The organism is Acinetobacter rudis (genome assembly GCF_031157835.1).
Classification (GTDB): domain Bacteria; phylum Pseudomonadota; class Gammaproteobacteria; order Pseudomonadales; family Moraxellaceae; genus Acinetobacter; species Acinetobacter rudis_A.
Map to the genome: position 1 here is coordinate 116,464 of NZ_JAVIDR010000003.1, position 25,413 is coordinate 141,876.

General features: G+C 34.9%; 16 protein-coding genes. 6 read left to right on the forward strand and 10 right to left on the reverse strand.

Going from position 1 to position 25,413, the window contains the following annotated elements:
- Positions 1-21 precede the first annotated feature (21 nt).
- Positions 22-1,263, forward strand: a complete 1,242-nt coding sequence (locus RFH42_RS04525) for an MFS transporter (protein WP_308974395.1) — start codon at positions 22-24, stop codon at positions 1,261-1,263.
- Here the strand turns inward: RFH42_RS04525 and RFH42_RS04530 are convergent.
- The 3 genes from RFH42_RS04530 to RFH42_RS04540 all read right to left on the reverse strand — a co-directional run bounded on the left by RFH42_RS04530 (position 1,235) and on the right by RFH42_RS04540 (position 5,505).
- Positions 1,235-3,796 (reverse strand): TonB-dependent receptor, encoded by a 2,562-nt coding sequence (locus tag RFH42_RS04530; RefSeq protein ID WP_374990812.1) that lies wholly within the window; start codon positions 3,794-3,796, stop codon positions 1,235-1,237. The genes RFH42_RS04525 and RFH42_RS04530 overlap by 29 nt on opposite strands.
- Before the next feature lie 166 nt (positions 3,797-3,962).
- Positions 3,963-4,958, reverse strand: a complete 996-nt coding sequence (locus tag RFH42_RS04535) for a FecR family protein (RefSeq protein ID WP_308974397.1) — start codon at positions 4,956-4,958, stop codon at positions 3,963-3,965.
- Positions 4,951-5,505, reverse strand: a complete 555-nt coding sequence (locus RFH42_RS04540; protein WP_308974398.1) for a sigma-70 family RNA polymerase sigma factor — start codon at positions 5,503-5,505, stop codon at positions 4,951-4,953. The genes RFH42_RS04535 and RFH42_RS04540 overlap by 8 nt, the downstream gene beginning before the upstream one ends.
- 306 nt (positions 5,506-5,811) lie before the next feature.
- Here RFH42_RS04540 and RFH42_RS04545 point away from each other — a divergent pair, with 306 nt between their 5' ends.
- On the forward strand, positions 5,812-6,540 hold the full coding sequence (locus RFH42_RS04545) for an SGNH/GDSL hydrolase family protein (RefSeq protein WP_308974399.1): 729 nt from the start codon (positions 5,812-5,814) through the stop codon (positions 6,538-6,540).
- On the opposite strand, the gene RFH42_RS04550 is transcribed toward RFH42_RS04545, so the two are convergent.
- The 3 genes from RFH42_RS04550 to RFH42_RS04560 form a co-directional block, all read right to left on the reverse strand.
- Positions 6,537-7,367, reverse strand: a complete 831-nt coding sequence (locus RFH42_RS04550; RefSeq protein WP_308974400.1) for a DMT family transporter — start codon at positions 7,365-7,367, stop codon at positions 6,537-6,539. The genes RFH42_RS04545 and RFH42_RS04550 overlap by 4 nt on opposite strands.
- A 142-nt stretch (positions 7,368-7,509) precedes the next feature.
- Positions 7,510-8,793, reverse strand: coding sequence for a sensor histidine kinase (locus RFH42_RS04555; RefSeq protein WP_308974401.1), 1,284 nt, complete (start codon positions 8,791-8,793; stop codon positions 7,510-7,512).
- Entirely contained in the window at positions 8,786-9,457 is a 672-nt protein-coding gene (locus RFH42_RS04560; RefSeq protein ID WP_308974402.1) for a response regulator transcription factor, read from the reverse strand. The genes RFH42_RS04555 and RFH42_RS04560 overlap by 8 nt, the downstream gene beginning before the upstream one ends.
- 256 nt (positions 9,458-9,713) lie before the next feature.
- Here RFH42_RS04560 and RFH42_RS04565 point away from each other — a divergent pair, with 256 nt between their 5' ends.
- Complete coding sequence (locus RFH42_RS04565; protein ID WP_308974403.1) at positions 9,714-11,939, forward strand: TonB-dependent receptor; 2,226 nt, start codon at positions 9,714-9,716, stop codon at positions 11,937-11,939.
- 140 nt (positions 11,940-12,079) lie between these two features.
- Here the strand turns inward: RFH42_RS04565 and RFH42_RS04570 are convergent, their stop codons facing one another.
- On the reverse strand, positions 12,080-12,655 hold the full coding sequence (locus RFH42_RS04570) for a hypothetical protein (protein WP_308974404.1): 576 nt from the start codon (positions 12,653-12,655) through the stop codon (positions 12,080-12,082).
- A 1,032-nt stretch (positions 12,656-13,687) separates the two neighbouring features.
- Between RFH42_RS04570 and ampC the strand changes: the two genes are divergently transcribed.
- A complete protein-coding gene (gene ampC / locus RFH42_RS04575) occupies positions 13,688-14,854 on the forward strand; it encodes a class C beta-lactamase (protein ID WP_308974405.1) in 1,167 nt (388 codons plus the stop codon).
- A 253-nt stretch (positions 14,855-15,107) separates the two neighbouring features.
- Here the strand turns inward: ampC and RFH42_RS04580 are convergent, their stop codons facing one another.
- Together RFH42_RS04580 and RFH42_RS04585 are read right to left on the reverse strand one after the other, a co-directional pair.
- On the reverse strand, positions 15,108-19,649 hold the full coding sequence (locus tag RFH42_RS04580) for a translocation/assembly module TamB domain-containing protein (protein ID WP_308974624.1): 4,542 nt from the start codon (positions 19,647-19,649) through the stop codon (positions 15,108-15,110).
- A 118-nt stretch (positions 19,650-19,767) separates the two neighbouring features.
- The gene (locus RFH42_RS04585) at positions 19,768-22,446 is read right to left on the reverse strand and encodes an autotransporter assembly complex protein TamA (protein ID WP_308974406.1); all 2,679 of its coding nucleotides are present in this window, start codon (positions 22,444-22,446) and stop codon (positions 19,768-19,770) included.
- Positions 22,447-22,639: 193 nt separating this feature from the next.
- Here RFH42_RS04585 and RFH42_RS04590 point away from each other — a divergent pair, with 193 nt between their 5' ends.
- Complete coding sequence (locus RFH42_RS04590; RefSeq protein ID WP_308974407.1) at positions 22,640-23,962, forward strand: MFS transporter; 1,323 nt, start codon at positions 22,640-22,642, stop codon at positions 23,960-23,962.
- A gap of 2 nt (positions 23,963-23,964) precedes the next feature.
- Positions 23,965-24,600 (forward strand): 2-polyprenyl-3-methyl-6-methoxy-1,4-benzoquinone monooxygenase, encoded by a 636-nt coding sequence (gene coq7 / locus RFH42_RS04595; RefSeq protein ID WP_308974408.1) that lies wholly within the window; start codon positions 23,965-23,967, stop codon positions 24,598-24,600.
- A 60-nt stretch (positions 24,601-24,660) separates the two neighbouring features.
- Here coq7 and RFH42_RS04600 read toward each other — a convergent pair whose 3' ends face one another.
- Positions 24,661-25,377 (reverse strand): response regulator, encoded by a 717-nt coding sequence (locus tag RFH42_RS04600; RefSeq protein ID WP_308974409.1) that lies wholly within the window; start codon positions 25,375-25,377, stop codon positions 24,661-24,663.
- Positions 25,378-25,413: the final 36 nt, after the last annotated feature.

Genomic DNA, 25,413 nt, shown 5'->3' on the forward strand with positions numbered 1-25,413 from the left:
ATGATCAAGGGATCTGATTTTATGCGTTCAGCACATTTATATATAAAACCTATGCGGCATTCACAAAATAAAGCAATCGTATTTATTACTTTTGCACAATTATTAGGGACCTCTCTTTGGTTTAGTGCAAATAGTGTTGCTTTTAATTTAATGCAATCTTGGCATATTGGCATCACAGAGATTGGTTGGTTAACCAATGCTGTACAGACTGGGTTCATATTAGGTACTTTTGCAATTGCAGTGACTGGTATTGCTGATCGTTATGCTGCAAGTCGAATTTTTAGTTTAGCAGCTATCTGTGGTGCCGTATTTAATTTAGCTTTCGCATACCTTGCTGATAATATATGGAGTGGGATATTTTATCGGTTTTTAGTTGGTATCAGTTTAGCTGGAATTTATCCAATAGGAATGAAATTAGCGGTTTCTTGGGTACCTAAAAGCAAAGCCAAAGTTCTTTCTATATTGGTTGCCATGCTAACTTTAGGAACCGCATTCCCTTATGTTATCAAAAGCTTAACATCAAATTTAAATTGGCAATATATCATGAGTATTGCTTCTTTATGCGCATTTCTTGCAGCAATGATGATTTATCATTTAGGCGATCCTCATTTTAATTCCCAACATTTGACACCAGAAGTTACTCTTAGAAAAAAATTCAAATTACCTCTACATGTTTTTAATAATCATAAGTTTAAAGCTGCTGCTTTAGGCTATTTTGGTCACATGTGGGAACTATATGCTTTTTGGACAATTGTACCTTTATTAATTTTACAAACAAATATCGCTCAAGCTTTTGGCTTCAATCTAGTTCCACTACTGAGTTTCTTTGTTATTGCATGTGGCGCTTTGGGGTGTCTAAGCATGATTTGGTTGAATCGCTACTTCTCTAGCTCAACTTTAGCCATAGCTGCATTAACCTCGTCAACATTTTGTTGCATCATTTTTATTTTAGGTAGGAATACATTACCTGCCAGTATTTTATTATTTATTTTAGCTGTGTGGGGAACAACTGTCATTGCTGATTCACCACAGTTTTCAGCTTTATCTGCCCAATACTGCCCTCAGGAACATATTGGTGCTGCATTAGCCATCCAAAATGCTATTGGTTTTACCATCACGATTATATCCATATCACTTGTCACCTCAACTTTAGATCGAATTGGATTAGAAGCAATCTGGATATTAATCATTGGACCAGTTTTAGGTATTATTGGTTTTTATATTCAATGGCACATTAAAACCGTTGAGAAACACTCAACTTAAAATCACGACCTGTACCTGTCATATATTCACCTAAATACATTCTGTAATCTTTATTGAATAAATTATCAATAGAAAAATTAATTTGTGGGCCATGGTCACCGATTGGTTGCCAATCTACAAAAATACCATGCAGTGAATATCCTTTTGTTTTAGGTAGACTATAACTTACTGCTGTTTTATCTGTATCGGTAATACTACGTGTTTGGGCATCAACAAAAATACCTCGCCACCCCATACTTAAATTATGTTCAGGAATATTTACGCCTAGTGTAGCTGTTGCTTTTCGTGGTGGAATCTCTGTAATCCATGTTTTTTGATCAAACCAAGGATTAATTGGTGAATGATCACGTTGACCACGAATATAAGAATAAGTCAGACCTGCAAATACCAAAGGCTGATTATAAAAAACTTCTACTTCATAGGCTTTGGTATTATAGTCACCAATATTTCGATAGAAACCACGTTGAAAATTACCATTACAATCACGCATGCTTGCATCTAAACCCTGTGCTAATAAATCAGCTTGCGTTTGACAAAAAACAGAACGATGCCTAAAAATTTCATTAGAACCTTCTTGACGATAATGTGTTAACCGTAGCTGTAAATGATCTTCATTTTGAAGAATATTCTCAAAGTTCATTTCCGTTCCCAATCTCATTGCAAGCATTTTTTCAGGCTTCAAATAGCGACTAGTCTCAGATAATTCAACCAATTTAGACTGTACATAGAATTGTTCATCAATACGTGGTGCCCGCCAAGTCTTACTGATATTTGCATACCAAATCATATAACTTGTAGGCTGCCATGCTAATGCCAATCGTGGAGACCAGCCTGTATACTTTTTAGCACTATAATCATGCCCTGCACTCAAATCATTATAACGTGGAGCATAATTTCCATACCCTTGATTCTGTATATTGTCATAACGTAAAGAAGGTGTAATCGTCAGTGTCTTCCATTGATATTGATCTTCAATGAATGCACTATACATTTGTTGATCACCAGCTGGCATATAGTTTGGTTGATAAAACCCATAATTATATTGTGGATTATTACGATTTAATCTGTCATACATAACAGATTCTTGCTGCATCTTCTGATATTGCAAACCTAATTTTAACTTATGAAAGCCGTACAGTCCGTCGATATGACTCGTATTTGTTAGTTTAAAAGCAGTATTAATATAATTCACCCAACTCAAATTACCTAATGTACTTGAACTAGCACCAGCAGCCTCAGGTAAACGCTCATCATGTTGTTGTGTTTTTGAATATGAGAGACTTGTATTCAAGTGAATCAATGGATTCATTTCTGGATTGAACTCATAATGCAATGAATAACTATTATCTTGTTGATCTCGTAAAACTAAACGACGTTTCCACGCTAGATCATATCCATATTTAGAAATATCGCTTTCTGTTGGCACAGCATCTTGATCTCGCATTGCAGCAAAAGGTTCCCAACCTTTATGACCACTTTGTATTGCATTCAGTGTGATTTTTTGACTGGAAGTTGGGTAAAAATTTAATTTAGCCATGTAACTATCTTGTTCTTGAGCTGAATATAAGAACTCACTGTTATCAGGTCGTTTAACATTACCGCTATCCCGCTTTGTATAGAGTAAAATCGCATCAGCCAAATCTATTTCAGTTTTAGCATAAATAGCTGCAGTATATGTATTTTGTGAGTTGTTACTAAAACGAGAGTATTTTAATAGTCCACCTATTTGATGTCCTTCACGTAATAAATCAGTAGCATCTTTCGTCTCCATACTAACTTTACCACCAAAACCGCCATTGCCAACTTCTACATTATGTGGCCCCTTATCTACTACTAATTTTTTTAGCAGTTCCGGCTCTATAAAAACAGAGCCTTGGCGATATTTATCAAAAGACTTAACAGAGTCATCCAAACTAATAGGAACATCTTCCACACTTCCCATACCAAGAATATTTATATTTTGTCCTCCAGGTCGAGGTGAACCAGCTGATGAAATACTGGGCATAGTATCTAATAATTGAGCAACATTATTTGCTTGATATCGATCAATTGATTTTTGATTCAGCGTACTTTGGCCAAACTGAGTAGTATCATCTTCTCTTGCCTGTAAAATAATGGTTGGCATTTGATATAATTGGTCTGTATTTTGAGTCTTTATTTTTATATCTTGTTCCTTTGACTCAGTGCTATCTATGATATTACGCTCTTGAACAATATATCCGGCAACTGTTCTTTTAATTTCAAATGGGGTATTTTTCAATAAAGCAGTAAATGCTTGATCAATATCAAATTTCCCCTGCAATGCTAAGACTTGATAATCAGAAATTTTCTCTGTTTTTATCAGTAATGAAACTTGGTTTTGTTGAGCAACTTGTTGTAAGGCATAAGTCAGACTTCCAGCAGAAAGTTGATATTGCTGTAAACCACCTTGAGCAGCAGCAGAATTACTTAAAATACTTATTGAAATACTCATCGAGACAGCTAGCGATATTTGTGTCAAGATTGGTTTCATACACGAAGGAAAATGCTGCATAGTCCTACCTAATTTTACTGGTCAAATAAAAATCATTATTACTCTGCAGTCACTGTGGTAAGTGCCAAGTAATAAATACAAAATGTTTGATAATATGCCGTAGCACTACAGTAAAAACCGCAATTCAATTTATTCAAATAATGTTGATCCTAAATTTTGAATATAATCATGAATAATTTTTAGCGAGCCTCAATAAAATAAACTTACTTCCTAACTGATCAATTCTTAATTCGGGATACTGCATTGTAATAAGAGTTAAAATGGTTTGTGGGCTCTGTTGCATAGAAATAACCGCATTCACCCGAAGATCTGCTAATTGTTTCTTGTTATAAATAAAATATACCCTATGAAAATGTTCCAATTGCTCTAGTAGCTCAGATAATGGAATATCTTCTGCAACAAACTGATTTTTATTTAAATTATTCTCAATGGTTATAGGATTAATGTTCTTAACAGCTGTGATACCATTCAAACTAACATCAACCTGTTGTCCCTCTGATATGATTTTTTTAAACTTTGGATTTTCTGTGGTTTGTACCAAAACCTTAGAGTGTAACAAAGTTAAACGTGATCTTTTCTGATTTTGCTGCACAATAAAACGTGTTCCCATTGCTCTAAAATCAGCATGTAGAGAACTAACAATGAGTGGCCGTTTGGTATCTTTTGCTACTTCAATCATAATTTCCCCCTGAACCAATTCAATATGACGTTTCTTTTGATCAAAAGTAAAATTAACTGCGGAATCTGGAGCTAATGTAAGAAAAGATCCATCCTCTAATCGAAGTGTTTTCTTTTCTCCAATAGGCGTTTTAATCTCTGCAAAATAATATTGATAAGGAATCATTTGAACAGTCAAATATGATCCAATAGCAAATACCCCTATCCCAGCTAACTTCCCCCAATTCTTTTTTATTTGTTTTACAGCGTCTGAGTGTGCAGTAAAACAATGCTGTACTGTATTGGCATTAAGAACATGTTTCTTTGATAATGTTTGCAACTGCTTAGAGAACTCTAGCATTTCATCAATTTTTATTGCTTCATCAACGTGATGTTGCCTCCAAATAAAAAATTCTTTTTCCGCTTTCAAACGTTCTTTTTGATCATCAATACTTAATCGAACTACCCACATCGCAAGATCGGTAGAATTATCATCACTATGCATGGGCGATATCATCTAATTTTTTTCTGCTTGCGTAACATAAGCTAAGACTTTTTGCTAAATAGCCTTGTACAGAACGTAATGATTTATTGAGATGAAGAGAAATTTCACTTTGGCTATAACCTTCAAAATAATACATCACAAATGCCTGACGAACATAAATTGAGGTATCTACTAAGGTAATACTCAAAAAATCTAATATTTCAATAGCATCAAAAATATCTTGTTGGCTCAATTGCGATTCATAAGCCTCTAATTGTTGCTCTAAACTAAATAAATAGTTTTTTTCAAGTTGATAGCGCCTTTGTTTATCAATACTAATGTGCTTTGCAATATGTAATAGAAACGCCCGAGGCTCTCTAATTTCTTGTAATGATTGTTTAGTTTGCAATAATCGAACGAAAGTATCTTGTACCAAATCAGATGCATTTAAGGGATAACTAACCCTCTGATTTAGCCAAGACCTTAACCAAATATGATGATTATTATACATATTTTCAATTAGTTGATGTTGAGTAGCTGATTTAGATAGGGAGTCCATAAGAACCATTGGGAAAACACTTTAAATAATAATGATTATCATTCATTTTATTGTGTTTTGTAAACATTTTAATTGAGTAATGAAATGATGACCAATGGCGATGAATAAAATCTATTCATCACCATTAAACTCAGATTTGAAGATATATTGAAATCAATATTGCTAAAACAATAATAGATCTTCATTCAATGAATGACTTATTTTTAAGTGATTGCAAATGGATCTGCCAATAAAGTTCAAATATTCTACTTTAAAATGTTTTATTATCTACATAGTTAGCTTAATCTTAAACTTAAAGCGTTCGGATAATATTTTATGTTTAACAGCCCGTATGAAATTTTATTGAGCCCACTATTAATCGCACAAGGTTTATATACAAAATTCAAAACACCCCGATTAGCAGAAGCTCAGGGTCAAAGAGAAGGTTCCATTGGGCAAGGGGAAAATTTGCGTTTAATATTGTGTGGAGATTCTGCTGCTGCAGGAGTAGGTGCTAATCTACAACAAGAGGCATTATCTGGCCAAGTCTTACATTTATTACAAGAATATTATCAATGCCAATGGTGTTTAGAAGCAAAATCTGGTTATACCTCAGCTGCATTTATCACTCATTTAGAGCAGTTAACAGCACAAAATTTTGATATTGCCATTGTTTCTATTGGAGTAAATGATGTGACAAAAATTGTTTCAATAGAAACATGGAACAAAAATATCGCAAAAATTCATACGTTACTTACTCAAAAATTTGCTGTTAAATATGTGATTTATTCAGCAATTCCTGCAATGCAACAATTTCCAGCTTTACCTTTTCCACTGCGCTATTTTCTCGGTAAAACAGCACAACAAATGAATCGACAATTACAAGAAAAATATAACAATAAAAAAGATAGTACTGTTCTTTCTATACAGCTACCGATCACCACACATTATATGGCTCATGATGGATTTCATCCCAATCCCGTTGGATATACATTATGGGCACAGCATGTGGTTCAATTAGTTTTACAATATCAGAATAAAATACCACCTAAAATTGACTATTAACTTTTCACTCGTTTAAACAGCACCAACACACCTGAGGCAATAATTAATCCAATACCAAAAATTATGCTATTCGAAATTGCTTCACTGAAAAACCAATAACCTAAGATCAATGAAAAGATAATCTGACTATAAGCTAGACTACCAACAACAATTGGATTAGCACGCCCATAAGCACGGGTTAATGTAACTTGTCCTAATGTTCCAAATGTACCCAAAGCCAATATCCAAAATAAGTCTTGAGTTGCTAACTCAGTAAAACCACCTGTAAGTTGGGTAATCATAAAACTTAAGACTGTTGTGACTAAGGCAAAGTAAAAAATAATCCTTAACTCAGGCTCACCACCTCGAACTAGCCTACCAACACGGGCATAAGCTAAAGCTGTAAATAACCCAGATAGCACACCAATCAAAGCAGCTGAGGTTGAATCAGTACTAAATTGGGGATTTAATAATATTACACATCCACCAAAACCTAGTAACACCGCAATAATCAAAAACCAATGCACTGATTTGGGCTCAGTCAGCAAACTTATAATTGTTTGAAAAATTGGATGTGTATAAGTTAGAGTACTTGCTGTACCCAAAGGTAAATTAGCCAAAGCATAAAATCCACAGTACATAGCTATAGCTCCATAAGTGGAACGTAGAATATGCATGCGTGGGACTTGGGTTTTGAAGGAAATTCCCCCTAGTTTCATTACTATACTTATAAACAGTAAATTTAATCCGCCACGGTAAAATAATATCTCAATCACACTTATTTTTAATGCTAAAACCTTAATAACAGCAGCCATAATGGCAAAAAAATGCAGGCCAATAACATCCATAGAGCAGGCATGAGTTTTCCTAAATTAAGTCATTATTGAATTATAAAACAAAGCCATGGGAGTATTATTATCAATACGCATCATGTTTATTACATTTATTTCTTCAAATGATTATTTTGTCTTAGTCGTAGCTAAGAATGAGCTACTCTATACTCACTCTTGAAGCATCCAATTTTAAAATTGCCTTTGTTCCTTTGGTTTTTTCGGATTCAAATTCAAGTCGCCAACCATAATGTTGACAAATTTTGAGAATAAGTTCTACGCCTATACCATTGATTGAGGATGTACCAGCCCTTACACGCTCTCTATATAACTGACTAATTTCTTCTGCTGTCATTCCGTGGCCTGGGTCATGAATAATTATGCTACTCCCTTCCTGATATATTCTAATTATTCCCTTATCACTATGTTCAATAGCATTTCTAAGTAAATTACCAATTGTTACTCTTAACAATTGTAATGGTGCATAAACGATAAATGCGGTTTGTATTTCATTGCGAACACTTAACTGTTTGTCTATACAAAGATGTTTATGATATTCAATAATTGATGGTATTTCTTTACATAAATCAATATGTACGGAATACTGATTTAGTTTCTCTTTGCTTCTCGCCAAAACTAAAAGCATCGCCAATAGTTCTTCCATTTCAGCAGTTATTCTTGATATTCGTTGTACATGTGGTTTTATACGAGTTGTAGTATCAGGGTGATCTAGTAAATGTTCAATTGCTCCTGAAATCACTGAGATAGGAGTTCTAAGCTCATGACTAACTGTTTCAAAAAAAATCTTTTCTTGTTTAATATATTGATGTGACTTATTTAAATAGTCGTTTAATGCAGCATTAATAACAGAGTATTCATAAAAACGATCATCCAAACCCTCAACTGAAATAACATCTTTTTCGGGAGATATTGTTTTCAGCTGCTCAGCTAAAGCTAAAAGAGGGCCTATAAATTTATCCATTTGTCTATAGGTGATATAAGCAACAAACAATACAGCAAAAATGGTAAGTAATATTGTTGAAACTAACATTGTTTCTTCATGTTTTTCAATTTCAGTAATATCGAGTGCTAGAATATATTTGTTATTATTCTCCTTTATCACTTTGATAATATACTCTTTGTCTAAATATTTTATTTCATCATGTATTCCCTCTCCTAGTTGATTGAATATACTAGGAATAACATCACCTTTCCCCTCGTTATACCAGACTAGACGACTCTCTTTCCCTTCTAAATCATCATTGATCAAGCCTTCCTTTTTATAAAAATGTGTTGTCTCTAGATCTAACAATTCCTCCCAGACTAACTCTTCTATTTTTTCATTAACTATATATCCGTTCACACCAACAGCTATTGTCAGTAAACAAGTATATATGATTAAACCCGCGACAATTCTTTTACGAAGATCAAATCGTTTAATCATTACCATTAACCATAGAACAAATTTGATATCCCAATTTATGACAAGTTTTTATTAATTTTATGTCGTAATTAGAATCAATTTTTTTTCGTAATTCATAAATGTGTGTTCTTAATAAATCTTTATTCGGAAGATTATCTCGCCATATGGTAAATTCAAGCCTCTCTCGAGTAACAATTTTCGGGCTTTCACGCATTAATAAAACAAGTAATTTTTTTTCAATTGGATTTAATTTAATATGTACGTTATTACGTATTACCTCATCTGTATGTAAGTTATAAGATAAATCAGATACCTTTACTATAGCATTTTTACCCATGCTTCTTGCATGTAAAGCTTTTACTCGTGCTCTAAGTTCTCGGGTAGAAAACGGTTTAGTTAAATAATCATCTGCACCAGCAGAGAATCCTTCTAGTTTATCTTCTAAATCAGATTTAGCAGTCAACATAATAACTGGTGTAAATATATATTCTTCCCTAATTTTTCGTAAAAGCTCAATTCCACTTATTTTTGGCAGCATCCAATCTAATATAAGAATATCGTAGTGATTATTTTGGCAAAGTTCTAAAGCAGAGTGAGCATCTCGAGCAACATCTAATAAGTAATGATCTTGCTCAAATACAGCAAATATATTTGCTATTAAATCTAGATGGTCATCTACAACCAATATCCTCATTTATGAGATATCCGACAAATAGTAATGATAATACTTACTATTTGCATTAAATGAAAGCTCTGTATGCTATCCCGTAAGGTAAAAGTTGAAATAAAAAAGTAAAAACTTACTTAAATTATATTTAGCAGTTTCTATTGAATAAAACAGACAACATTGCACATTTTGACAATTTTCCTACATTTGAAGTGTTACCATTCTCAATTAGTAATGATTTTCATTAGCTTTTTGTACTCACTGGATCATAGATATGAAGTATATTTCAAGTAAAAAGAAACCACTCCCGTCAAAAGTGCTTGTTTCTGCTTTTTCATTAGCAACAGGAGCTTTAGTATCTTCCCCTTCGTTTGCCGATGATGAAAACCGAGTTATACTTGACACTATTGTGCTAAATGCAGATGCGAATCAAGAACCATCTTACTATATTAAAAGTTCAAAAAATTCAAAAATTACGACCCCTTTACTCGATGCACCTCGATCAATTCATATCATTTCAAAACAAGAAATAGATGAACGCGGCTCTTCCTCATTACAAGATGTACTTCGAACTACTCCAGGTATAACTTTAGGTTCTGGTGAAGGTGGCACGCCAATGGGAGATCGTCCATTTATTAGAGGGTATGAAGCTAGTACAGATATCTTAATTGATGGAGTTCGTGATTATGCACGAGGCTCTCATGATATTTTTAATCTAGAAGCTGTTGAAATAAGCAAAGGACCTGGATCTGTTTATTCTGGCCGTGGATCTACAGGTGGTACGATTAATTTAATTACAAAGAAACCTAAAGACAAGAATGAATCTGAAATTACCACAGAATATCAAAACTCGGGTACAGGTCAGGCAAAATATAGATTTACCACAGATAATAATGTGCTTTTAACTGAAAATATTGCATTTCGTCTGAATGCAATGTTAGATCAAGGTGATGTTGCTCGCCGTGATCAGGTTGAGGTTGATCGTTGGGGAGTTTCACCAAGTATTACTTTTGGTTTAAATACACCAACTCGACTTACTGCTGGTTATAGCTATTTAGACTTCAGTGATACACCAGACATGGGGGTTCCATTTAGTAATGCCAAAAATCCTAATCGTAAAAAACCCATTGAAAGTATGCCCTTTAATACAAACTTTGGTCGTCCAGACATTGATTTTAGAAATTATAACTCAGAAATTTTTCATCTAAACCTAGAACACGATTTTAATGAAAACTTAAAAGTTAAATTTGCCGCTAAAGATTTAAAAACCACACAAGACTATTTTTTCACACGCTTAAGTTTTGGTTGTGCAGCTAGTAGTGGTAATGCTTGTGCTACTGAAGGAGCTGGTCTAAGTTATGAAAGAAATGATCGATCATCCTATAGAACAAGTCATGTCAATAATGGCCAACTTGATTTACAAGCTAAATTTAATACTGGGTTAATCAAACACAATGTGATTACTGGTATTGATTATAGTAAAGAAAGAATTGGCACTAAAGATATGACCGTTACTGGTGCAGGAAAAGAAGTAGTGGATTTTTATAATCCAACCAACTCACGCCATCCAAATTTTAATATTCAATACGGCCCAGAAAAGAAAGCAGGTGAAATCACAAATACAGGTTTATATGTATTTGATACTATTAGCCTAAACAATAAATTAGATGTTAATTTAGGCCTGCGATTTGATGATTTTGAATCTACAAACTTCAAAGATACTGTCTCAGAAAGCATGTTTAATTACCAAGCTGGTATCGTTTATAAACTTGCACCATTCGGTCGAATTTATACAAATTATGCGACTTCCTCTAACCCAAGTGGTGATAATTTAGGACAAGCAGGAGGTGCAGATGGCGTAGCAAGTGGTAATAGACTTGGGGATAATATTGGTCCTGAAAAGACTCGTAGTATAGAAATTGGTACTAAATGGGAATTTTTTAATGAACAATTAGCTTTCAATGCTGCCCTATTTGAAACAAAAAAAACCAACGCACGTAGCACTGATGCTGAAGGCATCGTTGCTATAGATGGTAAAAACCGCGTTCGTGGTGGTGAAATGAGTGTTTCTGGAAAAATTAATCCATCTTGGGATATTTCTGCCGGATACACTTATTTAGATAGCAAACTTCTAGATGGTGGTTTTGTTAAACAAGCAGACCAATATATTGAAAATCCAGATAATGGCAATCAGTTGAAATTTATTGCAAAACATAGCGCCAACATATGGACGACTTATGCAATGAACAGTAAATTACGTTTAGGTGCTGGCGCAACATATGTTGGAAAACGTTTTGTAGATGACAGTAATGACTACTATTTACCTCAACATATTCGTTATGATGCTTTTGCTTCTTATCAACTTCTCCCAGAATTTGGTTTACAGTTCAATATAAATAACATTAGTAATGAAAGAATATATGATGCGTCACATGTTGGTGTTTTCTCGACTGTAGCACCTGGGCGCTCCTTTGCACTTAAAGGAACATATCGTTTTTAAAATTAAATAATTTAACAATCTAAGCATAATTACAGCAGTAGTTGTGCTTTTTTTAATTCAATTTACAAGCCCATTTTTCTATTAAATTAAAGTAATAAAAAAACCATCCAAAGATGGTTTTTTAAATTTACTTATCTAAATTAATTAGCAGTATTTTTATACTTGTTATAGAAGTTTGTACCACATACACGTTTAGTAAAATCTGCATCAGCAGTTGCTATTGATAAAGGTTTATCTCTAGTTAGGTAGATAAACTCCTTATAAAGTTTATCTTCTGCTTTTGTCGCTTTGCCTAGACCTGTTTCTGGTCTATCGTAATTTACACAGTAACCAAGAGTATTTGATGTCTTCTTATCTTTAACAACTTGAACTTGGTTGTATTTAAATACATATCCCTGGTTAGCTTTGGCTAAATCACCTTGTGTTTTTTGATTTCGAGCAAAAGGCCCCGCTAATCGATCAATTGCTGCTGCATACTCAGTATTCATTTTGTTGCTTACAAACTGCATATCAGAAGAACTTGCAGAACTATAGACTACGCCCTGTTTCGCAATATCTATGCCGTACGCTTCCCATTCTTCAGACTCTTTTACATAAGGCATTGCATCCGATAACATGTTTCCAAATTTAGATAACGCATCAGCCGTGCCAGATGTACTACATCCAGATAAAATAAAAACGGGCAATGCAGCTATTAATAAATATTTTTTTTTCATCTTGTTTTCCAAAAACCATTTAGTGAATTTTAATATTTATATTTTGTAAAATGCAAACAAATAGTGAAATAGAACACAAAAAAGATATAATCATGGGCACTTTAATATTTACTGTACACAATAAATTGATTACTCAGAGGAATACCATTGATATAGGCAGATTGAAAAGTGTTATTTTAAAACCGAGTAAATAGATAGGTATTTTATTTGCAAATAGTAGCTATTCCCATTTAGGTGTTCAAAAAGTATTACGCTGCTTATATAATTTCAGGAATAACAAAAATTCAGCGCAAAACTACAATATACCTAGCCAGAAAGCCTACATGGAGCATAGACAACACCATGTAGGCTTTTTTTTAACGATAACCCAATAAATACAGGTTTAAAATTCAGCGCTTAATACTGCTAAAGTATACATCAGTAAAAAAACATATCACACATAAACCCATATGATTTTATCGATCAAATTACATGTCTTTATTGATTATATTATTATATAAAAATTTTTTAACCCTCTGCTACTTAATAAAACGCTATATTTATATAGCTTAATAGAGAATTATTTTCTATTGCTAAACATTAGATAAACAAAATTTAACTTAATTATGATTGGCATCAAATTTATTTTGAGGTCAAAGAGAAAGGAAAAACACTTAAATTATTTTTATATATCTACATTAAAAAACCATTAATTATTATAGCAAACCATCTATAGACTATCTAATATTTAACAAGTTGCAATAAAATCTAGACCATTTGAATTGAATAAATTTTGATGCACGTATCTCCTCATAATAATTTATTCAATCCTATCTTTTATGGCGAGATAGAAATTTTTAAGGACAAATAAGCTCTTTAAATGCTCTATAAAAAGAGTCTATAAGCCCTCCATGCAAATTACACTAAAAATTGAATGCTTGATTCAACTATTTTCAATAGATGGCTCTATACTCAACAGGTTCCATCTCTTTTTTTAAATCTTTATCTTAGATTTGCATTTATATTAAAATTTGCACTTTAGGTTGATCTAGTATGTATCTTCGTCCTGATAGCAGGTTATTTGCTTTCATTATCTCTTTATCAATCACTGGAGTTACATATTCAACTCCCAATCACTTTAGTGAAACTCAACTAAATCACACCATGCAAACTGTGATTCCAAAACTTATGAAGGATCAATCTATACCAGGTATGGCAATTGCTGTCATAAAAGATGATAAAACTTATTATTACAACTATGGGTTAGCCGATATTGAAGGCAATAAACCTGTAACAAATAAAACAATATTTGAACTTGGTTCTGTAAGCAAAACATTTACAGGAGTTCTAGGGGCAGAAAGTGTGATCCGAAATGAGATAAAACTCTCAGATCCTGTAAATAAATATTGGCCAGAATTAACAGGCAAGCAATGGGCAGAGGTTAGCATGCTAAATTTAGCAACCTACTCCGCAGGTGGTCTCCCATTACAAATACCAGAAGAGATCACTAATAAAAACTCCTTATTAAATTACTATCAAAATTGGCAGCCGACATGGAAACCAAGTACGCAAAGATTATATTCAAATGCTAGTATTGGGTTGTTTGGACTATTAACAGCGAATGCTGCAAAAATGGAGTTTAAACAAATGATGGATGAAAGACTAATAAAACCTTTGAAGCTGACAAATACCTGGTTTAATGTCCCATCATCCAATATGTCTAATTACGCGTGGGGATATGTAAATACTAAGCCTGTCCGAGTATCCGTAGCTATGTTAGACAATGAAAGTTACGGTATTAAATCTTCAGTTGAAGATATGGCATATTGGATTCGTGTCAATATGGATAATCATATTGTGAATAGCTCAATACTTCGCGAAGCAATCGATTTATCACAAAAAACTCAATACCATGTTGAGAATGGAATTGAACAGGGTTTAGGCTGGGAAATGTATGAACTTCCAGTCAAAGAAGACATTATTATAAAAAATAGTGATAATAAAAATGCACTTTCTTCTTATGCTATTAAACCTTCAGTTTCAAATGAAAAACTTGAGAAAGAATATTTTGTTCATAAAACAGGTGCAACCAGTGGTTTTGGAGCCTATGTTGCTTTTATTCCATCTCATAAAGTGGGAATTGTTATGTTAGCCAACAAGAACATTCCAAATGTTGAAAGAGTAAAGACAGCATTTACAATCTTTAATACTTTAAATTAGCATCCAACATATTACAGCTCGTATTTTTATCCTTCCAATGTATAAATCAAGATTTATAAAACATGATAGATATCACTCTGCCCTAATTTCAATGACAATAAGTTAGGGCAAAGTTCATTATTGGATGTTGCATTTAAAGACTGAAAGCCTCAACAGTCTACAAAGCGTCTACACAATAACAAAATCATGTAGACGACTTTTGCATTTAAAATATAAAAATCAAATCATTATATCAAAAACCAACCACTCAATTTTAGAATTTCCAGTTATAGAAAATATCTATGGCCTTCTCTACAGATTCACTCGCTTCTAAATATAAGCGTTTGTTCATTTGATAACGTAAAGTCAATTTGTTTACAGGTGTAAATACACCTACACCATAACGAATATAAAGATCTGGAGTAATATATCCTGTTACACTAACTTGGGTATCATTACCTGTACCCTGCGCATCTAATGCCAAACCACTTAAGCCAAAAGTACGACCAATTTGATTTGTAAATGCACGAGTACCACCTAAACCTAAACTAATACCTGCAGCAGCAATCGTATTATTAACATCAGATTTAAAGCCTTCAGTATTGCTTAATCCGCTTGAACCTTCATTAATACGCCCCGTAATGAGAGCATTTAAAGCTTCCTGTTCAGACAAACCAGCATCATTAAAAATCTGAATATTAGGTGCAGTTGCTGTACCTAATACACGTACCCCGACATTGCTTCCCGAAACAACCTTATTGGTTTCAATATCAAGTGTAGGATTAGATAATGGTCCGTTAAAACGAGCAATTGCACGATTAAGATCTAGTTTCTGTCCATAAGCTTCAATTGTTACGCGTTGACTGACACCAATTGCACCATTCGCACGCATAGCAACCTGTTGACCACGTTGTGTAAGGTTTAAACGGCCAATTAATGGAATTCGACTATCAAAACCTTGGAAAATCACTTTATCACCAAGACTGACTGCAACATCTGCTCGAATATCCCAAGGTTTTGTAGCTTTAAACATGGCGAGTTGATCTTGGCCTTGTTTAACAATACGAACGTCAGGTGATACGTTTACAACGGTTGCACTTGATTCAGGCATTGAAATTAACGCACGAGGTATTGAAACCTTACCATTAACACTAATGCGTTTACTTGCAGGAAGAACATCCAACTTCATTTCGGTGTCCACTACCGCCGTTACCAGTGGGGCCTGACGAATTAAAAGTTTATCGCCTGTCAAATTCAGTGTAATTCGTGGGTCATTTTTCCAATCAATGTTTCCATTTAATTTTCCTACGCCACTTCCACTATTAAATGCACCATCAATACTGGCATTATTTTGATGAATAGAAGAATACAGTTGAATATTATCTAGGTTAACAGGTATGGAGATCATACTAATAGCACCATTTTTTAGGCGCATTCCACCATCAAATAGTGGTTGAGTTAATGTTCCACCAATTTTACCAGCAAAAGATAATGTACCATCCATTTTACGAACATCGGCAATAAAAGGTTTCAAGATTCGAAGTTGTACTTCATTAAATGCGACTTCGCCTTGCATAGTTTTATTAGCACTATAAGGATTAACCAAAACACTCGCAAAACCAGTACCGATATCAGGTGCTTTAACATCAAGACGCAATAATAATTTATCTTGAATACTTTTTGCGACAATACTCGCTTCATCATAAGTCATGGTTGATGCAGGGTCATCAGGATCATCTGCTGCCAAACCAACTTCACCTTTATGAGTGACTAAACGAGCATCAATAACAGGGGCTTTACCTTGTGTCCAACCAGCTTTAGCATAACCATTCAAATTACCTGTCATTGCTAAGCCTTCAGGCATAAATGCAGCAAAATCTTTCAAATCTAAATTATTAATAGCAAATGAAATATTTCCCTTAGCTTGACTCGCTCGAATCGGTTGATCAAAACATAATTGACTCTCATTACTTGTCCAACAATGTTGTCCGACAAAGAGTTCTGATTTTGCAGAATTAAAAATAATAGGTGCATTTGCAGTTTGTTTTAAATGCGCACGGACGGAGTCGAACTCGCCTTTTTGTACTTGCCCTAACCAATCATTCTGTGCATTAAAACCACCAACAAATTGCACATATAATTTCGAATAATAGTTCCAGCCTTGAATCTGCAGCATATGTGCTTTGCGCGTACCGGTTAGCGTGATTGCTCCGTGTTGAATTTCTCGGTTACCAGACCTTAAAGTATCCATTTCAGCACGAATAGAACTGGCTACTGTATCTGATGTTGGTAATTCTCCTTTTAGACTTAGCTTTTTAATGCTTAAACCTTCAAAACCAAAATTATCAACAACCATATTTGCAGTTGCACTTAGGCGAGGTTTTGCTTGTAAGTTGATATAACCATAGGCACGACCACGTAATCCGTTATATAGCTCCATCAATGCAGGTGCATCAATTTTTAAACGTAAACTTTGTGCATTACCAGATGCCTGCAATTGGTTGCCAGCATAAGAAATAAATAAATTATTTGCTTCAAACTGCTGTGGAACCAAACCAGATTGACTACTATTTAAGATCATTGCAAGATTGCCTTGACCACGTAGCGGCTTATTGTTGATTATCCCAGCCAAGTTTAGTTGTTCAATACTGACCCGTTTATTTCGATCAGACCATTGACCTTGTGATTTAACCTGACCTGAAACCTCACCTCTAAGTGATGAGACAAAATAATGTGGTTTAAAACGCATCATTGCAGCGTTAATATCCCAACTAATACCATCTTTTAATAGTACTTGACCTTTTGCAGATGCCTGACCAGCAACACCACTATGCTCAAATTGATCAATACGAATAAATTCTGGTGTACCTGAAAGATTAATTTTTAATGCGCCAGACCCTACAGGAACCTGAGTTGAATTAAGTGATCCCGCATATTTCACTGCAAAACTCTTAAATGCTCCACCAGATTTCGCATCATTAAATAATAATCCGATATTGCTTTTTCCAACTAAACGCACACTTTCAGTTTTAGCTTGATTTGCCATCTGCCCAACTAAATCAATCGATTCTAGCTGAATAATTTGGGTATTAGGTTGTGCATAGCCACTCGCCTGAATATGTCCGTTTAATGTATGAATAGGTGCAGCCGTAGCAATTAATTGTGGATTAAAATTATTTGCATTAAGTAATGCATTCCATTTTAACTGACGCTTCTCTGTAGGCAACTCAACATACGCTTTAGCATTTAAACCACCTTGAGCTGTTGTTAAACTAAAAAGTGGGACATTTAAATTATTATCTTTGATTGAAAGATGAGCAGCATATTGTCCTGTTGGCAAACTACCTTTTTCATGTGCAGTTACATGTGTATTCACTTGGATATTTTGTTGCTTACTATCAATTTGTAAGTCAGCTTTACCATTCTCACTATTTAACCAACCAATATATGGCATGGCACGGTTAATCTTATTCCAACTAACATTTAATAATAATGGCTCAGCAACAGGATTTTTATTTTTTGCTACTGGTTTTTCTGCTGCTTGATTTAGTTGTAATGCCCAAGATTCATATTGATCAAAATTAACATTAGCATTGAGATGAACACCCTCTTTAAGTTCACCTTTACTACTAATATCAGCATCCAATGTTGGTGGTAGAAATTCACGCGCAACTTCAGGAATAAGATTATCCTTTGGGTTAATTCGGTCTAGACGACCTTTAATATCCCAATGTACAAAATCCTTCCAAGCTAACATCCCACTCAGATTAATAGAGCCTCCCATGAGCTGCCCATTAAACTGCTGGATATTCAACTTCTCAATTAAATCTGTACTCAAAGTTCCTGTGTATTGACCTTGAGGGATTTGAGCTCCGCTTAAATCGGTATCAACATCAATATTCAATCCTTTGACATTACCATTAATCGTAATTAAACCTTTTTTCGATAGTAACTTTTGTTCTGGTGCAATAGGCCAATGATAATCTCGTAATCTTAATTGCCCTTGTAATGGCACATCTGGAGCCATAGGATGTGCAATTGCCCAACCACTTAGCAAGTCAGGTGTTTGTGTAGCGAAACCAGCACGAAGACGATCAAGTGAACCTTGTACATTAACTGAAATTTGTTTGATATTTAGACTTTCTAAAGCAGGTATAATAACCAATGCTTTTGCAGCAATTGGGTATTTACCAGCATGATTAAAATCCATCATTCCAGAAGCATTTTTAACCGCAAGAAAACCCATGTTGAGCTGAGCATCTTTAAACGTTAATTTTGTTCCAGACCAAAGCACATCCTTAGTCACAATATCGTTAAATTCAACTTTACTGCCAACATTTTGAATCAATAGATGATCAAGTTTGGCCTCATCAACACGTAATGTGAAAGGCAAAGGAATATCTGCGAATTTAAAGGGTTCATGACTTGGTGGAGCATGATTAATCACTTGTAAGTTAGAAACAGTTGCTCGTCTTAAATGGATTTCTTTTGCTAAAATTGCACGCCAACCTAAAGCAACTTCAGCACGATCTGTTTTTATATCTAAATCTTTTAGATGAATGGCTAAATCTCTTACAATAATACCTTGAACGATATTTCCGCTCTGATACTTATATTGGATCATACTTTGTTTTGATAATACGCGATCTAAGAGAAAACGACTGCCTTTATCTGTTGATACCATTACTGCAATTGCTGCAAACAAGCATACAATAACCAGGAGTATTCCCCACAACACACCTTTTAATACAAGCCGCTTATTTTTTTGTTCCGGCTGCTGAGCTTGAGGCTCTTGATGCTGTTCGTCGTCAGCCATGGTCATTATATAATTCCCCAAATCTAAACTTAATATACAAAATATTTAAGTAATTTATTTACTTTTAGGGCCCTATTATTATGAGCCCTAAACAAAATAACAATTAAAATTACTTAAATTAGAGCTGCGAACCAATAAAAAAGTGTAAACGAATTGGTTTACCTGGTTCTGAAATCCCAGAAGCAACATCTAAACGAATAGGACCAATTGGAGAACGCCAACGTACACCAACCCCAACACTGTACTCAATTGGATTACTAAATTTTTCATCAAATGCATTACCAAAATCACTGAATAATGCCGCTCGCCAACCTTCTTTAAATTGGTAATTATATTCTACTGTCCCAATAGCAAGGCCTTGTCCACCAACTTTATAACCATCAATCATTGGAGATAAACTCTTATAATCAAATCCACGCATACTTTGATCACCACCAGCAAAGTAACGTAAGTTATATGGTACTTTATTAAAATCATCTGCGTAAATATACCCAGCATTGGCACCAACAAAAAATTGGTGGTTTGCTTTATCTCCTAAAGAATAAAGCGCCTTCCAATTTGCATTGAATATGGCCATGTTGGTGTTACTTAGAATTTTATCACTACCCAGTTCTATTTTATAAGACTGTTTGAATCCTTGAGTAGGGTTCAAGCGATTGTTACTACTTGTTTTTGATACCTCATATCCTACAAGGAGTGCTTCTTGCTCAGGCTCTGCACCAGGAATTAAGAAACCATCTGGAATGGTATTATTTGAAACATCACCATTGCTGGTCATACGATCCAATCGATAACGTACACCAAAAACATGTTGCCATTCACGACGTGAGTTTTTAATGATACGGTCTGCACCAAGCACTGCTGTTTCAATTGTTAAATCTGTATTTGGCCCCACACCGTCTCGTGCTTCACGCTCATAACCACCAACCAAGTTAATATAATCATTTAGTGGATGTTTATAAGGAATGCTGTAGCGTCCATCTATAGATTGTCGAATTTGTGATAATTCCATGTTGGCATCAAAAGAGTGACCGTATTGGTTCACAATAGCACGACGATACTGTCCACGCACACGTACGCCTGTATCAGTTCCATAACCAATACCTGTTTCTAAGCTATTTAACTTATCTGCATTTAAGGTGACAATAACAGGAACCACTTTATCAATACGCACTTGATCTTTCATTGCATCAAGTTCGTCTGTTCGATCTCTTTGTTGGTCAATCGTTTTTTGTGCTGGTGAAGCAGCGCGTGTTTCAGCACCAGCAAACTGCTGTTCGTCCACTACTGTTTGTGTTACTTCTTTATTTGACACTTTTACAGCAGGCGCCGCTTGTGGACGTAAACTATCCATAATCGCCTGTTCTGTAATTTTATTGGCATCAACCAAAGCTTGTAAGTCAGGAGGAAGATCTAAATCATCGGGTAAAGCATCGGGACGTACCGCATCAACCAATGTATAGTTAAAATAACGACTGTTGGTTAGATTATTTGCCAACCCATTGACACGCCAAGCGGTATAATCTGCACCCGGTTCCCAAGGAGCCAAGGTTTTAAGAATATCCAATTTAATTGGTAACGGTTTATCTGGGTCACTCATTCTAAATTCTACATGACCCAATTTATAACGTTGCCCAGTATCGTAACGTAAATTTATATCTACAGTATTTTCTGGTTGATTGACTTTAACATCATGCAAACGCCAAAGACTGTCGAAGAAACCGTTATTACTTGCAGCCTCTTGAATATTGGTTTTGGTATTTTCATACATACCATGGTTAAAAATATCACCAATATTAAGTTCAGGTAAAAGTGCTAACACTTGGAACTGAGGTAATTTACCTCCTTCTCCTTGGAACTCGATATTCTGATGAGTAACTAGTGCAGGCTCTCCAGGTGTAACTTTTACCTGTAATCGGCGATCACTTTGTTTTTCAAATTTAAAACTCGCATTGTAATAACCCACAGCTTGAGCTGCCTGATTTGCCATGCTGCGCAGCTGAGGTACCGCTGATGCATAATCAGAAAAGGACTCAACGGTAAAAGTGGATAATTTGGCACGAATATTTTGAGCAAGTAAATTGGGTGCGCCTTCAACGACAGTAGTAATTTTTTCAATAGGTTCAGCAGTATCTTCCTTAGGTGGTCGAATACGTTGTACTACACGTTTTATAAAACCTGGTTTTTCCTGTACTTCTGGCTCTTTTTTTTCAGTATCTAGAAATAAATTACCATTTTCTCTTGCCTTCACTACAATTTCTTTATCTGCGTCAATATTGCGCATGAGTTGTTCAATATCTACAGGCGCACGTTTTATTTCTTGATATTCTTGTTCAGTAGACTGTGCAATTTCTGGAAGATTATTAATCTGACCACTTTGTTTAAAATCATGTGCTTGCTGTTTTGCTTCTTCAGCAGCTTGATAAATCTCATTTGCCATATTCTGATCTACAGTATTCACGGGCAAATCTTCGAGGTCTTCAAAGGCTAAAGGTTTAAGCGGTTTTGTTTTACTTTCTTGAATTTGTTGCTGTAATAACGCCACACTATCAACATCTACTTCTGGTACGGCTAATGGTATTGCAACATTATTCCCAGAAGGCGTGTTTACCTCAGAAGACTCTTGCAGATCAACAGCTGAAGTCGCTTCAACAGCCGATTGCGCATAGAGATTTGGAGCAACAAATAAACTCAAAAATACACTTAAGCATAGGTATTTATTGACATTATTGGCATCAATAATTTTATGAAGATGATAAGTAATCACCGATTTTCTAAACTGAATTTGGGTTGGCATACCAAGCTCTATATACTTTCAATATCCAATTCTGTCACTAAGAATGGTTGATTGATTGAAAAAAACCATTCAAAAACAGAGTTAAATTTATTAATAATTGGTGAATTATGCAATTTAAAAATATCATACATGAAATTCTAGATATAATTACGTATTAATCACATTTCTTAATATATTTAAATGAAGTTCCCAAATGAAAAAAAATGATCATATTTTAGGAACGCGTCGCTTCTTGCCCATGTTCCTCACTCAGTTTTTTGGTGCATTAAATGACAATGTCTTTAAGCAATCTTTGGTGGTTATTTTTACCTTCGGTTGGATTCAACATCAAGGACTAGAAATTAGTACATTAAATAATCTGGCAGCCTTGTTATTTATCCTACCTTTCTTTATCTTTTCTGCGACTGCAGGACAAATTGCTGATAAATATGAACGTTCAAAATTAATTCGAGCTATTAAAATCCTTGAAATTTTGATTATGCTGATTGCAACTCTTGGCTTTATGTTTGGTAGCTTATGGTTGTTGATTTTTGCATTATTCTTAATGGGTACACATAGTACATTCTTTGGCCCGATTAAATATGCAATTTTGCCTGATATTTTACATAAAGATGAATTAGTACAAGGAAATGCAATCTTTCAATCAGGTACATCCATCGCGATCCTGATTGGAATGGTTTTAGGTGGGGCTATCATTTTTTGGTCACAAGGTGAAATGCTGTGGATTAGTCTGACTGTACTGGTCATCGCAATTGTGGGCTACCTATGTAGCCGTTATATACTTCCTCAACCCATTCCAGATGCTAAACTGACCGTTGATTGGAACTTTTTACATACCAGCATAGATACCCTACGATATGCAAAATCACTACCAACGGTCTTTCTTGTTTTACTTGGGAATTCATGGTACTGGTTTTATGGTGCAACTTTCTTAACTCAAATTCCTTTGCTCGCTAAACAGTATTTACATGGCTCTGAAAATGTTGCTAGTTTGCTGCTCATGCTATTTTCAGTTGGTATTGGTATTGGGTCCTTATTATGTAAAAAAATTGGTGGTACCCAGATCAACTTAAAAGTTGTGATGCTTGGCTGTGTTGGATTAACTCTTTTTGCATTCTATCTAACAATCAGTTTAGGCTTTTTACCTCCCGTAACCAATGGACAAGTATTGGGCCTTTATGATGTTTTTCATGCAGGTATGGCCTACTATCATGTTATGTTTGCAGTTGCTTTATTGGGTATTTTTGGCGGTTTTTATATTGTTCCTCTCTATACAATGATGCAAGCATTTGCACCAGTTTCACACCGCGCACGTGTTGTTTCTGCTAATAATATTCTAAATGCTATTTTTATGGTGACTGCATCAATATTTTCTATTTTAATTTTAAGCTTCTTAGAACTAGACCTAACGGTGTTATTTAATATTACCGCTATACTCAGTGCAATCTTTTCATTGCTACTGTTAAAATACCTACAACCACTGATTGCGACTACCCCTTATTCTTTGGAGGATTAACTATGCGTCATTACACAGGTTTGGATAAATTTATCCACTCTTTTGACCAAGCACTAAGAAGTCTAGTTCCTGGTGCAACCGCTGCTCATCGAGAAAATCCTGCTCAAAACTTAGAAAGCGCTCTAGGTGTAAGTGAAGCGCGTCATGTTGCTGGTTTAATGCGAGTAAATCATAGTGGTGAAGTTTGTGCTCAAGCGCTTTATCATGGCCAAGCACTGACTGCAAAACTTCCAAATGTAAAACGTGAAATGCAACAGGCTGCAATTGAAGAACAAGATCACTTAGCTTGGTGTGAAGATCGTTTAGTTGAACTCGATAGTCATACAAGCCTACTCAATCCTGTTTGGTATGGTTTATCTTTTGGTATGGGTGCATTGGCAGGAATTGCTGGAGATAAATACAGTTTAGGTTTTGTTGCTGAAACTGAACGCCAAGTCAGCCTACACTTAGTAGATCATATTAACCAATTACCAGCTCAAGATTTACGTTCAAAATATATATTAGAACAAATGAATTTAGATGAGTTACATCATCGTGATACAGCAATTGCTGCTGGTGGTGTTGACTTAGCTCTGCCTATTCGTATTACCATGACAGCCATTTCAAAACTCATGACCAAGACAAGCTATTATATCTAAAGCTTAATTACATACTGCGTTAAGCTTTTTCTGCACCACATAAAGCTTAACGCATCTAACTTATTGTTTCCCTAAAAAACGCAATCCAACACCTGGCTCTGTTGCGATATAAGTCGGACTAATTGCATCATCTCCTAGTTTATGGCGCAATTTCGCCACTAATATACGCAGGTAATGTGTATCTTCTTGATGCGTGGGACCCCAAAGCTCTTTTAATAGTTGGGGTTGAGTCATTAGTCGACCACTATGTTGTACCAACATAGTAAGAAGTTGATATTCTTTACGCGTTAATGTAATGAGTTTCTCGCGTAAATACACTTGCCGCTGAGCATAATCAATTTTCAATTGACCATCATCGTATATGGCAGTCTCAACAGGTACAGCGACATGTCTGAGCGTAACACGGATACGCGCCATAAGCTCTTGTACACTAAATGGTTTAGTCACATAATCATGTGCACCTGCATCTAGTAAAGTTACTTTCTCCAGTTCATCAGCACGTACCGATAAAACAATTACGGGTACTTGAGACCAACACCTTAATTCTTTTAACACTTCCTTACCATCTAGATCAGGTAGACCTAGATCTAAAATGACAAGGTCTGCCCCATTTAAAGCCAAGAGTTCTAAACCTTGTTGACCATTTTCAGCAAGTGAGGTGGCATAACCTTGTGAGCGAAGTGCGATATCTAAAAATTTTCGCACTTGAGTCTCATCATCAATGATCAAAATTTTGATCGGACTACTGCTCTGATCTGATTTTATATTATTTAACATAAATCTCTTTCATGTTAAGACTTGCAAAGTCTTTGT